Genomic DNA, 14049 nt, shown 5'->3' with positions numbered 1-14049 from the left:
TCCGCGACCCGTAAGTCACGAGCACTGTTGTTCTAAATCGGCTGGAACTGGATACCCCGCCCGGATCACTGCCTAGCGATTTTCATCACACAATGCCAGCAAAACCCAACAGCCCGCCGGCAAGCAGAAGCCAGAGTGGATTGATGCGCGAGACCGACGCGATCACCGCAACCATTGCGGTCAGAAGCACTGCAACAATTGTGCGATCGGTCGACTGGGCCAGGATCAGGGCACTCGCCGCCATCAACCCGATCGACAGCGGAACCAGTGCAGCCTGAATCAGGCCGGGCCAGCGCGATTGGCTCGGCCTGTTGAGGAGCCGGCTGACATAATAGGCAAGCAGCGCCGTCGGCAGGCACATCGCCAGCGTCGCCGCCAGCGCCCCGGGGATCCCGGCGACGGCATAGCCGATTAACGTCACGATAAGCACGTTCGGACCTGGCGAGAGCTGCGCGATCGCATAGGCATCGGTGAACTGCTTCTCGGTCATCCAGTGATGTACCTCGACCGCGATGCGGTGCATCTCGGGCACCGCCGCCGCGGCGCCGCCGACCGCGAACAGCGACATCAGGCCGAAGGTGGAGATCAGCGTCCAGATCGGGTTCTCGGCGTTCATGCTGCTACTTTCCGTCGCAGGACATAAATGGCGCCGATGCTCACGGGGATCGCGACCAGCAGGACCGCCTGGAGCGGCAGACGGAACACCCCGATGGCGGCGAACACGCCGAGCATCAGAGTGAGCGCGACGGTGTCCATCCGTTTCAACAGCGGGGCCATCATGCGGAACACCACCGCGATCAACAGGCCCACCGCCGCGCAGGAGACGCCGGCGAGGCTGCGGCGCAGCAGCTCCAATTCGCCGAACCGGGCGTAGATGATCGCGAGCACGGTCATGATCAATGTCGGGGGTAGCAGCAGCCCGGCAAAGGCGGCAACGCCCCCAGCGATCCCCCGCAATCGCGCGCCGAACACCATCGCCAGATTGACGATGTTGGGCCCGGGCAAAAAATGGCAGAGCGCGAAGGTCTCGTTGAACTCGTCCGCAGTCATCCAGCGGTGCTGCTCGACGATGGCCCGCCGGGCGAACACCAGAACGCCGCCGAAGCCGGCCAGCGACATCCGGGCGAAGGCCAGGAACAGGTCGAGCAGCCCGGGGGGCAAGGCCGCAGCGGCGGGATGGTCCGGCTCTTGTGGGGCCGGTGCAGAATCCTCGGACATGTCAGAAGCTTAGAACGGCGGCCGTGACGCGGCCAAGCCCGGCGGGAACCTGCGCTGAGGGAACCTCGGGATGGCCGCGCGAAACACCTGTCATTTGAAACCTTTGCCCCCTATATTGGGGATGCCGGTTCGCCGGCTATGGAAATAAACGGTCGTCGCAATAAACCATTCGGACCCGGGGGCGGTACCCGGCGCCTCCACCAAAGCCCACACGGGGCATGCCCAAGAAGCGGGTTTTGGCGGGGGCGAAATAGGATCGACGAGGGCGTAAAGGGCGTGCTTTTTCCCGGTATTGTTCCGCCGTTATCGGGCTACTGCAATAGTTGCCAACGACAACTTTGCTCCGGTTGCTCAGGCTGCGTAACGCAGTTTGAAAGACCATCTTAAAGTCCTAACGGGTTAAGCTCCGTTAGGCGGGGTTCGGAGGCACCTGGCAACAGAAGCCTCCACTTTACTCTTGATTTCTTCCCCGGCGGGGACTCCTGCTGACCCGTCAGGCGCGGTACTATTGCGGCTTGGCGAGTCGGGCCGGCACGGTCCGGCTTCGGGATGCAACAGGACCACCATGGCGACCGATCATATCCGATACGATGTGCTGGCCCGCGACGCGCTGCGCGGCGTGCTCCGGAAGGTTTTGACCGATGCCGCGGCTCATGGCCTGCCGGGCGAGCACCATTTCTTCATCACCTTCGTGTCGAAAGCCGAGGGCGTTAAGCTGTCGCCGCGGCTGCTCGCGCAATATCCGGAAGAAATGACGATCATCCTGCAACACCAGTTCTGGGACCTGACCGTGCTCGAGGACCGCTTCGAGGTCGGCCTCTCCTTCGGTGGCATTCCGGAGCGGCTGATCGTGCCGTTCAGCGCCATCAAGAGCTTCCTCGACCCGTCCGTGAAGTTCGGCCTCCAGTTCGACACGTCCGACGTCGCCGAGGTCGCGCCGGAGAATTTGCCGGCCGCCCCTGCCCCTTCGGCGGTCGCGGTGCCTGCGGCCGCTGAAAAGGCGGAGACCACGGAAGAGCCGGCGGCCCCGAACCAGGGCGGCGCCGAGGTCGTGCGGCTCGATCGTTTCCGCAAGAAATGATCTAGGTTGGCCGCGAAGCCGTCGCGTCCGGCCAGACTGCCTATATAGAAGAGCACATGAAGAGGCCGCGCGGCATCTCGCGCGGCGGAATGGATGTGCTCATGGCCAAAGCTTCCCGCGCGAAAGCAGCTCCCCCCGCAACCCGCATCGAGACCGACAGCTTCGGTCCCATCGAGGTCCCCGCCGACCGCTATTGGGGCGCGCAGACCGAGCGCTCGCGCCAGAATTTCCGCATCGGCACCGACCGCATGCCGATCGCGCTCGTGCACGCGCTCGGCATCGTCAAGCTCGCCGCGGCACAGACCAACCTCGAGCTCGGCCTGCTCGACCGGCGCCGCGCCAGTGCCATCATCCGCGCCGCGCGCGAGGTGATCGAGGGCAGGCTCGACGATCATTTTCCGCTGGTGGTGTGGCAGACCGGCTCCGGCACGCAGAGCAACATGAACCTCAACGAGGTGATCGCCAACCGCGCCAACGAGCTCCTGGGCGGCGAGCTCGGTACCAAGAAGCCGGTGCATCCCAACGACCACGTCAACATGAGCCAGTCGTCGAACGACTCCTTCCCGACCGCGATGCACATCGCGGCCGCAAGCCGCATCACCGCCGATCTCGTCCCCGCGCTCGGCGAGCTGCTGCGCGCGCTGCGCAAGAAGGAGAAAGAGTTCTCTGGGATCGTGAAGATCGGCCGCACGCATACGCAGGACGCAACGCCCCTGACGCTCGGCCAGGAATTCTCCGGCTATGCCGCACAGGTCGAGAGCGGCATCGCGCGGCTCAAGGTCGCGGTGAAGGACCTCCATCCGCTGGCGCAGGGCGGCACCGCCGTCGGCACCGGCCTCAACTCGAAGCCGCGCTTCGCCAAGCTGTTCGCAAGGCACGTTGCCTCCATCACGAAACTGCCCTTCACCAGCGCCGCCAACAAATTCGAGGCGCTGGCCTCGAACGATGCCTATGTGCTGGTGCATGGCGCCATCAATTCGGTGGCGACCGGCATGTTCAAGATCGCCAACGACATCCGCCTGCTCGGCTCAGGCCCGCGCTCGGGGCTCGGCGAATTGATCCTGCCGGAGAACGAGCCGGGCTCCTCGATCATGCCGGGCAAGGTCAATCCGACCCAGTGCGAGGCCATGACCATGGTGTGCTGCCAGGTGTTCGGCAATCACACCGCGATCACGGTGGCCGGCAGCCAGGGCCATTTCGAGCTCAACGTCTACAAGCCCGTGCTCGCCTACAACATGCTGCACTCGATCCGCCTGCTGGCGGACGCGGCGCGATCCTTCACCGAGCACTGCGTCAGCGGCATCCGGGCCGACGAAAAGCGCATCAGTGAGCTGATGCAGCGTTCGCTGATGCTGGTGACGGCGCTCGCCCCGAAGATCGGCTACGACAACGCCGCGAAGGTGGCAAAGACGGCCCATGCCAACGGCACCACGCTGAAGGAGGAGGCGCTGCGGCTCGGCTTCGTCTCGGCCGACGAGTTCGACCGCCTGGTGCGGCCCGAGAAGATGACCAGCCCGGGATGAAACTCCGAATTGCGATAGCCATCCGTAATGATACGGAGCCTCGGCGCCCCGAAATGTGCGGGCTTTGAGGGCGGGATTTGATTACCGTCAATGTTCCGGCGGATCGGCGTGCTACGCAGCCTTTCCGCCCCTCGACGGGGCCAAATTCATCGTTTGATGGCCCCAGGGGCCGATTGACGAGGACGAGCGAATGGCGATCAAGTCTTGTGGGGCGCAAAGCGGCACCCTGTTTCTGAATGTTTCATCCAGCCTGAAGAGGATCGGATGATGGAGACGCGGCATGGGGAACGTCATCAACCTGAATCGTTTCAGGAAGCGCGCCGAGCGGGAAGCGTCGGCGAAACAGGCGGACGCCAACCGGACGAAGTTCGGCCGCACGAAGGCGGAACGATCGGCGGAGGAGACGCACGCGGACAAGGCGAAGGCGCACCTGGATCAGCATCAGATCGATCGCGAGGAGCAGCCATGAAGTCGCCCGTCGTGAAACGGTCGATCGTCGTCGCCGGGCACAAGACCAGCGTCAGCCTGGAAGAGGCGTTCTGGAACGGCATGAAGGAAATTTCCGGCCTGCGCAACATGACGTTGTCCGAGCTGGTCGGCGAGATCGACAACAACCGCCAGCAGGGCAATTTGTCGTCGGCGATCCGTCTGTTCGTCCTGGACTACTTCAAGAGCCGGGCCATGGCCCCGCAGCCGGACAAGGTCCCGGCCCAGTAGCCAAACCTCCAGGGCGCCTTCGACGGCGCTCCGCGGCCCGCACTTTAAAATCGCTCTAAGGTGCGGTTTCAGCGAGTGAGCGCGCTTGACCTCAATGCCTTGCGTTGAAAATACAGGGCATGACCGACACCAATGACACGCGCCCGCACATGCCGCTGGGTCTGGCCAAGCGCGGCTATACCGGCGTCATCCAGCATCTTTCCGCTCGCGAAGCGGGCTCGGCGCTCTCGGACATCGAGCTCGAGAGCCGCCTGATCGAGCTCGGCTTCGTCGAGGGCGCCCGGGTCGAGGTCCTGCACGAGGGGCTGGTCGGGCGCGACCCGATCGCCGTGCGGGTCGACAGCATCACGATCGCGGTCCGCCGCCGCGAAGCCATGGCCATCATCGTCGCCTAGACCGCGACCGGACCTCTGATCCCGGACCAGTGATTCCATGGAATTACCCCTGCTGCATCTCGCCCTGGTGGGCACGCCGAACAGCGGCAAGACCTCGCTGTTCAACGCCCTGACCGGCAGCCGGCAGAAGGTCGCGAACTATCCCGGCGTCACCGTCGAGCGCAAGGAAGGCTTCTTCGTCACGCCCCAGGGACGCCAGGTCTCGGTGGTAGACCTCCCCGGCACCTATTCGCTACGCGGCCGCAGCCCGGACGAGGAGATCACCCGCGACTTCGTGCTCGGCAAGGCCTCCGGCGAGACGGTGCCCGATCTCGTGCTGTGCGTCGCCGATTCCACCAATCTGCGGCTGACCATCCGCCTGCTGCTCGAGCTCAAGCGCACGGGCCGGCCAATGGTGCTCGTGCTCAACATGTTCGACATCGCCGCCCGCCGCGGCATCACGGTCGACGTCGAGCGTCTGGCCAAGGAGCTCGGCCTGCCCGTGGTCACCTCCATCGCGGTGCGCAAGGGCGGCACCGCCGACCTCCTGAAGCTGACCGACGAGATCTCGGCCAAGCTCGCCGCCGAGGCCGAGGCGAACAGCTGGCGCGCGCTCAGCGTCGCCGAATTGCGCGCGACCCAGCGCGAGGCCGACCGCATCATCGCCGACTGCGTCAGCCTGCCGGCCCGGCCCGACACCTGGACCGCGCGGATCGACGCGGTCGTGCTGCATCCCGTCGGCGGCCTCCTCGTGCTGACGCTGATCCTGTTCGTGATGTTCCAGGCGGTGTTCGCCTGGGCGCAGCCGGCCATGGACGTGCTCAAGTCCGGCTTCGACGCGCTCGGGGAGCTGGTGCAGGCCACCCTGCCCGACGGCCTGTTGCAGAGCTTCCTGCAGAACGGCGTGATCTCCGGCGTCGGCAGCGTCATCGTGTTCCTGCCGCAGATCATCCTGATCTTCCTGTTCATCCTGCTGCTGGAAGATTTCGGCTACATGGCGCGCGCCGCGTTCCTGATGGACCGCATCATGGGCGGTGCCGGCCTGCACGGCCGCGCCTTCATTCCGCTGCTGTCGAGCTTCGCCTGCGCCATCCCCGGCATCATGGCGACGCGCGTGATCGACAACAAGCGCGACCGGCTGACCACGATCCTGATCGCGCCGCTGATGACCTGCTCGGCGCGCATTCCGGTCTACACGCTGATCATCTCCGCCTTCATTCCGGCGAAGGACGTCTGGGGCTTCATCAATTTGCAGGGCCTCGTGATGTTCGGCCTCTACGCGGCCGGCATCGCCAGCGCGCTGGCCGTCTCGTTCCTCATCAAGTTCTTCATGCTGCGCGACTATGCGCCGGCGCCGTTCATGCTGGAGTTGCCGGACTACAAGATGCCCCGGCTGAAATCGATCGTGATCGGCATCTACACCCGCGCCAAGATGTTCCTGGTGCGCGCCGGCACCACGATCTTTTCGATGATGGTGCTGATCTGGTTTTTGGCCTCGTTCCCGCAGCCGCCCGTGGGCGCCACCGAGCCCGCCATCGACTTCAGTCTGGCGGCGATGATCGGCAAGGCGCTCGAGCCGCTGCTCGCTCCCGTCGGCTTCAACTGGCAGATCGCGGTCGCGCTGATCCCGGGCATGGCGGCGCGCGAGGTCGCGGTCGCCGCACTCGGCACCGTCTACGCGATCGAAGGCGGCAAGGAAGCGGCCGAGCAGATCGGCCAGGTGCTGGCGACGAAATGGTCGCTTGCGACCGCACTGTCGATGCTGGCCTGGTACATCTTCGCCCCGCAATGCGCTTCCACCCTCGCCGTGATCCGGCGCGAGACCGGAAGCTGGACCTGGATGGCCGTGACCTTCGCCTACATGCTGGTGCTGGCCTATGCCGCGAGCCTTCTGACCTACAACGTCGCGGTGGCGCTGGGGGCTGGATAGCCCCTCCAAAACTAAAACTGCGAAAACAACCCCATGCACAGTAGACGGGGGTCGTGAAATCAATGGCTTACGCGAGGGCGAAAATCGTCCGACCGCAGATGACGCGCCGGTTGACCCGTCGGGCAAAACACTGGCACGCTGCCAAGATCGACCTCAGCGGCATCCCCTCGCAATCATGGATCACTTCAGCACCAAGCGGCTCACCGCCGAGCGGCTGAATGAAACTCACCTCGCCGACCTCGTCGCGCTGCATCTCGATGCCGAGGTCTCCCGCTATCTCGGTGGGGTGCGGACGCCCGAGGTCACGAAGACCTATCTCGCCACCAATATGGCCCATTGGGACCAGCATGGCTTCGGCCTCTGGGTGATGCGAACGCAGGACGGAGCGTTCGTGGGACGCGGCGGCATCCGGCACATTCTCGTCGACGACGTCGACGAGATCGAGATCCTCTATGCGTATAAACGCGAATTCTGGGGCCAGGGATTTGCAAGCGAGATTGCGGTCGCGATGACGGACATCGGGCTGTCGCATTTCAAGCTGCCGTCCCTCATCGGCATCGTGAATGTCAGGAACGGCGCATCCCGCCGCGTGCTGGAGAGATCGGACTATCTCGTCGAACGGAGCACGATGCGTCACGGCGAGGACGTCGTGATCTACCGCAAGTCGGGAGCCGCGAGTCCTCCTGCGCGGTGACGGCGACAGCACGCCACCGCGCAAGAGGTTGAGCCGCCCAGCCCCTCAGTGCGACCCAATGCGTGCCGCGATCACCGATCGCGCCTGATCATTCCTCATACTCAAACTTGCCCCCACGCGCGTCCGCGCTCATTCCCATTCCAGACGAACAAAGTGCCTTCAGCGCTGAATCATTTGCCGCACTGTCGTGAGATGACAAAGCATGTCCTAATGTGTCAAATTCATCAAAAGCAAAGTTCAATGAGTTCAATGCATCATGATCACGATCCGGCACATAGAGATCGTTAAAGCCCTCGCCCACCACCGTCATTTCGCCCGTGCGGCCGAAGCCCTGGGCATCACTCAATCGGCACTGACACGCGCCCTTCAGGCGCTCGAAGGCGACCTCGGCGTGCGACTGTTCGACAGGGGAACGGGCGTTCCCGAGCCGACGATGTTCGGCCGCATCGTGCTGGAGCGCGGCGAGCCGGTGACGCGCAGCATGGACATTCTGTCGCGCGAGATTCGTCTCGCCAGGGGACTCGAGGTCGGCGAGATCACTGTGGCTGCCGGAACGTTTCCGTCCGAGCTGTGGGTGCCGCAGGCACTCGGACGTCTCGCGATGGAGTTTCCAAACCTCCGCTGTCGCCTCCGCTCCACTGAAGCCCGGCTTGCGGTCAAGGAGGTGCTGAACGGAAGCGCGGATATCGCGATCGCCGACCGGGTCGAGGTCCGCGATCTCGACGAGCTCGCGTTCGAGAAGCTGCTCACCGTCAAGGTCGCCCTGTACTGCCGGCGCGGCCATCCGCTGCTGCGGCACAAAGTGATCAAGCCGGAGGATCTGCTGGCCTATCCCCTCACCGGCCCGCGTCCCTCGCATTATTCATCCGAGGCGATCGATGGTGTCTCAGACTATCGCGCTTTGATGGTGCCGAAGTCCGGCGGCTTCGTTCCGCGGATCTGGGCCGAGAGCTTCGCGGCCATGCGCCAGGTGGTGATGGCGAGCGACGCGATCGGCTGGGCGCCGATCCCGCTTCTGGAGCCTTACTGGCGCAGGCGCGAGCTCGCCCATCTGGTGATGAAGCCCGCACCGATCGACATCGAGTTCGGCCTCATTACCCAGCGACATCGCACGCCGGCTCCGGCGGTGACGACCTTCATCAGGATCCTCTCGGCCATCGCCGCGAACAAGCCCGTGCCCCGCGATCTGACCTGATTGGCCGCATCCGGCCGCGCAACACGCCGGATTGGCAGGTCAACGATCCCACATGCTTCGTCCAATTTTGGACCGACACGGCTCGACCGACGTCGCATCCTCACGCATTGGGCCCGAGCCGGGCAATCCACAGGAACCAGTAAGCGGTTGCCGCTCCCGGCCCGACGGTCGCCTCGTTCAACCTGCCCGGGCCGACCTCGCCGCGGGAACTCAATCCGAGTGTGTGAGTTCCATAGACGGACTTCGTCGGTCCAAGGGGCCGCTCAGCCAGCTTTCTTTTTGGGAATGCGTTAAGGGGGTGCAATGACCGGTACGTCGACGGGTGCTTCCGACAACGATCCCAAAGATTTGCCAAGAGTTTCGACCGGCAGCGAGGGTTTGGACGACATCCTCGGGGGCGGCTTGGACCCCAACAGGATGTACCTCTATGAGGGACGGCCGGGGACCGGCAAGACCACGATCGCGCTGCAATTCCTCCTCCGGGGTGTGCGCGACGGTGAGCGTGTGCTCTATATCTCGCTGTCAGAGACACGGCGGGAGCTCGAACTCGTCGCGCATCGGCACGGCTGGTCTCTGCAAGGCGTCGACATTTTCGAGCTGGTCCCGCCCGAGACGACGCTCGATCCCGACCGGGAGCTCACAGTCTTCCATCCCGCGGAGATGGAGCTCAGCGAAACGACCGGCCTGATCTTCAAGGAGGTCGAGCGGATCAATCCCACCCGCGTCGTGCTCGACAGCCTGTCCGAGCTGCGCCTGCTGGCCCAGAACCCGCTGCGCTATCGGCGCCAAGTGCTGGCCTTGAAGCACTTCTTCACCAACCGCAACTGCACTGTCGTGCTGCTCGACGATCTATCTTCCTCCCAGGACGATCTGCAGCTGCATTCGATCGCACACGGCGTCGTCATGCTCGAGCAAATGGCTATCGATTACGGCGCGGAGCGGCGCCGGCTTCGCGTGATCAAGATGCGCGGCATTCGATTTCGCGGCGGGTACCACGATTTTACGATCTCGCAAGGCGGCTTGCGGATCTTCCCACGGCTTGTCGCGGCCGAGCATCACAAGGCGTTCCACGGCGACTTCGTGTCCAGCGGTAACGCCGAGCTCGATCAACTGCTGGGCGGCGGGCTCGAGCGCGGCACCAACGCGCTTCTCCTCGGCTCTGCCGGTGTCGGCAAGTCGTCCCTCGCGCTGGCCTATGCCATCGCGGCGGCGGAACGCGGCGAGCACGCCGTGTTCTTCGCCTTCGATGAAGGCCGTGGGACGATCGAAGCACGTGCTCGGACACTGGGCCTGCCTCTGCAGGAACATCTGGATTCCGGGAAAATCCGCTTCCAACAAGTCGATCCCGCCGAATTGTCGCCCGGAGAGTTCGCGGCGACGCTGCGCCGGAGCGTCGAGATCGACAACGCCAGGGTTGTCATCATCGACAGCCTGAACGGCTATTTGAACGCGATGCCGGACGAGCGCTTCCTCATCCTGCAAATGCACGAACTCCTCAGCTATTTGGCCCAGCAAGGCGTGCTGACGATTCTGATCCTCGCCCAGCATGGGCTCGTCGGCCCGATGGATACGCCGCTCGATATCAGCTATCTGAGCGATGCAGTGGTGATGCTGCGCTATTTCGAGTTTGGCGGAACGGTGCGGCGCGCGCTCTCCGTCGTCAAGAAGCGCAGCGGCAACCACGAGCACAGCATCCGCGAGTTCCGGCTTGGCGGCACGGGGATCAGGCTCGGTCCGCCTTTGCAGGAGTTCAGCGGCATTTTTTCCGGCAATCCCCGCTATACCGGCACGGTGCTGCCGGAAGGACCGGCTGAATGAGCGCCGACCAGGACAACCGTGTTCTGATATTCGCCCCGATCGGCCGCGACGGACCGGCATCGGCGGAGCTTTTTCGCGGCGCGAGCCTGGAAGCGGTCAATTGCCGAAGTCTGCCCGAACTCGTTGCCGAGATGAAGGGTGGCGTTGGAGCGGTTTTCTTGGCCGAAGAGGGATTGTTCGGCAATGACACGGCGCCGCTCGCACAATGGATCGCGAACCAGCCGCCATGGTCCGACCTGCCTTTTGTCGTCCTCACCAGCCACCGGGAGCAACCGGCTGTCGTTGCGTGGCGACGCAGCATCGTCGAGCTTCTCCGCAACGTTTCGCTGCTCGAACGTCCGGTTCAGCCGATCACACTGACCAGCGCGGTTCAATCCGCGATGCGGGCGCGGCGGCGCCAGTATGAAATCCGGGCCCTGCTCCAGGCCCGTGAGCAGACGGCGCAAGAGCTGGAGAAGCTGGTGGTCGAGCGAACGCGCGAGCTGAAAGAGGCCAACGAGCAGTTGCGTCTCGAAATGAGCGAGCGTGCCCGTGTCGAGGAGACGCTCCGCCAGGCGCAGAAGATCGAGGCGATCGGCCAGCTCACCGGCGGTGTCGCGCACGACTTCAACAATCTGCTGATGGTGATTTCCGGCGGCCTCGACATGCTCGACCGCCAGACCGACCCAAACCGGCGCCGGCGTCTGATGGACGGGATGATCCAGGCGGCACAGCGCGGCGCCAGCCTGACCAAGCAGCTGCTGGCGTTCTCCCGTCGGCAGACGCTTCGGCCGCAGCCCGTCGACGTCGCCGCGCAGATCGGCGGAATGCGTGAACTGCTGGACCGCAGCTTGCGGGGCGACGTTCACGTCGAGTTCGACTTTCCGGATTCGCTATGGCCGGTGGAGGTCGATCCCGGAGAGCTCGAACTGGTCATTCTTAACCTGGCCGTCAATGCCCGCGACGCCATGCCCAGTGGCGGCACCATCGTCGTGCGCGGGGAGAACCTGCCGGATATCAACGACGGGCAGATCGCCGGCGACTACGTCCGGCTGTCCGTCATCGACACCGGTGTGGGCATGTCTCCGGAGATTCTGACGCGCGTGTTCGAGCCGTTCTTCACGACCAAGGACGTGGGAAAGGGCTCGGGGCTCGGGCTCGCGCAGGTCCACGGATTTGCGACGCAGTCCCGGGGCACCGTGCGAATTCAATCGGAGGTCGACCGAGGCACCAGCATCGAGCTGTACCTGCCGCGATCCTTCGATCTTCCTTCCAGCGAGCGACACCTGATCGACCTCACCCGGGTGCGGCCGAAACGAAGCAACCAGGGCCAGGTCCTGCTGGTGGAGGACGACGACGAAGTTGCCGCGCTCGTCAGCGAGATGCTCGGCCAGCTCGGTTTCGAAGTCACGCGCGCCGCCAGCGCTGCCGCGGCACTCGGCGCTCTGGCCGATGGCCGCTCGGTCGACATTGTGTTTTCGGACATCATGATGCCGGGAGGCATGAACGGCGTCGAGCTCGCACGCGAGATCAGAAAACGGCGGAGCGACATCCCGGTCTTGTTGACCAGCGGCTATTCCGAAGCGTCGGCCCACGACGCCGACGCAGCGGGCATCCAGATCCTGGCGAAGCCCTACCACATCGAAGAGCTGGCGGCAGCTCTGAGCGCGGCAAGATCAGGCTTTCGGCCCGATGCAGGATCCAAACGCTCCAGTTCCTGCTGAGAGTGCTTATCTGAAATAGCCCATCACGAGATCGACGTCCGCGCTGCGGGCCACCGCGCCGGTCAGCTCGGCGTCGATGACGCGGCGGCAGGCTTCGATCGCGGCGTGGTCGCCGAGATCGTTGGCGGCTTCCAGCACGAGCCAGGCCGCGTCCACCGACGCCTTGTCCGGGGCTCCCCCGCCGATATCGGCGGTGGCGGCACCGTTGAGGTTCTTCTTGCGAACAGCGGTGCCGAATTGAGGCAACATTGCAAATACTCCCCTGTCGAATTTCCGCTCAGTGGACCTGTAGCTCGGGCTGACGGCCCGCATCACCCGTGCCGGTCTTGCGCGACTGGTAGAACTTCAGAATGCTGCGCGAGGTCTCGATCTTGAGGCGACCATATTCGCGCTCGTTGTCCTGCAGCTCGCGCGCCGTGATCAGATGATCCTTGGCGCCCAGGAACAGCAGCGACATCGTCGTGTCCCAGGAGAAGTCGAGCGCCTTGCACAGGACCAGCATCATCTCGCGATTGCGGTCCATCAGCGCGCGCTCGATCACGTCCACCGGGAGCGAGGACAGCAACGACAGGCCGATCTGCACCTCGTCGAAGCGATGCTGACGCGCGTAGTTCGAAATCGAATCCTGGTTGAGGTTGCCCTGCCGGTACTGCGTCGTGACCACGCGCTTGGCGACGAAATAGCTGCGCGAGGACGGGCCGAACTTGGACTGCAGGTCGCCGGTGACCTCGGTCACCGAGCTCTGGATCTGCGCCATCATCTCGGGCCGCTCGGTCTCGAGGCGGCGGCGGACGTCTTCCGAGGCCTTCGAGATCAGCTGCTGGAAGACGTGGCGCGGCACGTCCTTGCGCAGGCCGATCTGCTCGGCGAGGATCGAATCCCCCTCGGCGCGGCGGACCATGTGCAACAGGCCCGAGCCGGAGAAGCGCGCGCCCTCGTTCTTCGCAACCGACGTCACGACCTCCTGGTTGCCGCGCTTGACCAGCACGTCGGTCACGGCCTCGCCGATCGACGAGCGCTGGGAAATCGCGAGCAGATGCGACTGGCCCTTGGTCAGGGCGCTCTCGACCAGCATCTTCTCGTCGATGCGGCTGGAGTTGCGCAGCACGGGACCGGCGACCTCGATCGCATCGTCAAGCGCGAGCTTCTCGATGACGTTGAGCGGGGCGTGATCGCACGCCGACATCACATCCGAGAGCTGCGCCCGCGCGGCGACCTCGATCTCCTCGGCGAGCCGGCCGATGACCTCGCCGAACATGCTGATCTCGTCGTCGCTGTAGCGGCCGGTAATCAGAATGTCGGTCGCATGCCACAACGCCTTCGCCCGGCTTTCCTCGGTGCCGCGCGCGATCGCGTCGTCCAGATCCTGCAGAAGCGATTTCGCCCCGTTCATCTCGATTACCCCAGTTCTTGGCGAGCCATCCCGCCGCTCGTGGCGGGACTTTCGGATTCCTCTGGGAACTGACGTTAGAGATCAAACGCGAGAATTCGGTAAAATCGGCAAATCAGTTTTGCCGGGCAAAATTCATTCAAATGCGCGGGAATGGGTTTACTCAAAGATAAGGAAGACGGTGCGCCCCCTCTCCCGCTTGCGGGAGAGGGTCGAGGAGAGGGCTATCTCAGCGGAGGGAATCCCTAAATCGAGCAAGCCCTCACCCGGCGCTTCGCGCCGACCTCTCCCGCAAGCGGGAGAGGTGAGCACCCAATCCGCCTCACGGATTCTGCGGGGTCAGCACCAGCGGTGGCTTTGGCTTCGGCTTTGCGGGCGGCGGACCTGGCGCCGGCTTGACGTCGAT

15 protein-coding genes and 1 other RNA gene are annotated in these 14049 nt (G+C 64.3%); 11 read left to right on the top strand and 5 right to left on the bottom strand.

What is annotated here, in order from left to right:
• Window positions 1-85: 85 nt before the first annotated feature.
• Together SE92_RS31380 and SE92_RS31375 are read right to left on the bottom strand one after the other, a co-directional pair.
• Window positions 86-616, bottom strand: coding sequence for a chromate transporter (locus tag SE92_RS31380; protein ID WP_063202292.1), 531 nt, complete (start codon window positions 614-616; stop codon window positions 86-88).
• Entirely contained in the window at window positions 613-1218 is a 606-nt protein-coding gene (locus SE92_RS31375) for a chromate transporter (protein ID WP_063202290.1), read from the bottom strand. Before SE92_RS31375 ends, SE92_RS31380 begins: the two co-directional genes overlap by 4 nt.
• Before the next feature lie 84 nt (window positions 1219-1302).
• Between SE92_RS31375 and ssrA the strand changes: the two genes are divergently transcribed.
• From ssrA to SE92_RS31335, 8 genes are all read left to right on the top strand, one after another.
• Window positions 1303-1669: a transfer-messenger RNA gene (ssrA, locus tag SE92_RS31370) on the top strand.
• A 114-nt stretch (window positions 1670-1783) separates the two neighbouring features.
• The gene (locus SE92_RS31365) at window positions 1784-2299 is read left to right on the top strand and encodes an SspB family protein (protein ID WP_063202288.1); all 516 of its coding nucleotides are present in this window, start codon (window positions 1784-1786) and stop codon (window positions 2297-2299) included.
• 89 nt (window positions 2300-2388) lie between these two features.
• On the top strand, window positions 2389-3822 hold the full coding sequence (fumC, locus tag SE92_RS31360) for a class II fumarate hydratase (RefSeq protein WP_063203861.1): 1434 nt from the start codon (window positions 2389-2391) through the stop codon (window positions 3820-3822).
• Between the two features lie 280 nt (window positions 3823-4102).
• Window positions 4103-4291 (top strand): DUF4169 family protein, encoded by a 189-nt coding sequence (locus tag SE92_RS31355; RefSeq protein ID WP_063202287.1) that lies wholly within the window; start codon window positions 4103-4105, stop codon window positions 4289-4291.
• On the top strand, window positions 4288-4539 hold the full coding sequence (locus SE92_RS31350; protein WP_063202285.1) for a ribbon-helix-helix domain-containing protein: 252 nt from the start codon (window positions 4288-4290) through the stop codon (window positions 4537-4539). The genes SE92_RS31355 and SE92_RS31350 overlap by 4 nt, the downstream gene beginning before the upstream one ends.
• Window positions 4540-4658: 119 nt before the next feature.
• Window positions 4659-4934 carry a FeoA family protein gene (locus SE92_RS31345; RefSeq protein ID WP_063202283.1) on the top strand — a complete coding sequence of 92 codons (276 nt, stop codon included), beginning with the start codon at window positions 4659-4661 and terminating at the stop codon, window positions 4932-4934.
• A 37-nt stretch (window positions 4935-4971) separates the two neighbouring features.
• Window positions 4972-6843, top strand: a complete 1872-nt coding sequence (feoB, locus tag SE92_RS31340; RefSeq protein ID WP_063202281.1) for a ferrous iron transporter B — start codon at window positions 4972-4974, stop codon at window positions 6841-6843.
• 175 nt (window positions 6844-7018) lie between these two features.
• The gene (locus SE92_RS31335; RefSeq protein WP_063202279.1) at window positions 7019-7537 is read left to right on the top strand and encodes a GNAT family N-acetyltransferase; all 519 of its coding nucleotides are present in this window, start codon (window positions 7019-7021) and stop codon (window positions 7535-7537) included.
• 88 nt (window positions 7538-7625) lie between these two features.
• On the opposite strand, the gene SE92_RS36870 is transcribed toward SE92_RS31335, so the two are convergent.
• The gene (locus tag SE92_RS36870) at window positions 7626-7883 is read right to left on the bottom strand and encodes a hypothetical protein (protein WP_198172978.1); all 258 of its coding nucleotides are present in this window, start codon (window positions 7881-7883) and stop codon (window positions 7626-7628) included.
• On the opposite strand from SE92_RS36870, the gene SE92_RS31330 reads away from it, so the two are divergent.
• The 3 genes from SE92_RS31330 (at window position 7794) to SE92_RS31320 (ending at window position 12253) form a co-directional block, all read left to right on the top strand.
• Window positions 7794-8732 (top strand): LysR family transcriptional regulator, encoded by a 939-nt coding sequence (locus SE92_RS31330; RefSeq protein WP_063202277.1) that lies wholly within the window; start codon window positions 7794-7796, stop codon window positions 8730-8732. The genes SE92_RS36870 and SE92_RS31330 overlap by 90 nt on opposite strands.
• Before the next feature lie 303 nt (window positions 8733-9035).
• Window positions 9036-10550 (top strand): ATPase domain-containing protein, encoded by a 1515-nt coding sequence (locus tag SE92_RS31325; RefSeq protein WP_063202275.1) that lies wholly within the window; start codon window positions 9036-9038, stop codon window positions 10548-10550.
• Entirely contained in the window at window positions 10547-12253 is a 1707-nt protein-coding gene (locus SE92_RS31320) for an ATP-binding protein (protein WP_063202273.1), read from the top strand. The genes SE92_RS31325 and SE92_RS31320 overlap by 4 nt, the downstream gene beginning before the upstream one ends.
• A gap of 6 nt (window positions 12254-12259) precedes the next feature.
• Here the strand turns inward: SE92_RS31320 and SE92_RS31315 are convergent, their stop codons facing one another.
• Window positions 12260-12502, bottom strand: a complete 243-nt coding sequence (locus SE92_RS31315; protein ID WP_063202271.1) for a hypothetical protein — start codon at window positions 12500-12502, stop codon at window positions 12260-12262.
• Between the two features lie 28 nt (window positions 12503-12530).
• Window positions 12531-13646, bottom strand: a complete 1116-nt coding sequence (locus SE92_RS31310; protein WP_063202270.1) for a DUF2336 domain-containing protein — start codon at window positions 13644-13646, stop codon at window positions 12531-12533.
• Between the last annotated feature and the right edge of the window lie 403 nt (window positions 13647-14049).

The sequence above is a fragment of the Bradyrhizobium sp. AT1 genome (genome assembly GCF_001590795.1).
Taxonomy (GTDB): domain Bacteria; phylum Pseudomonadota; class Alphaproteobacteria; order Rhizobiales; family Xanthobacteraceae; genus Bradyrhizobium.
The sequence above is the reverse complement of the archived record's forward strand: the minus strand, read 5'-3'. Positions and strand labels throughout refer to the sequence as shown.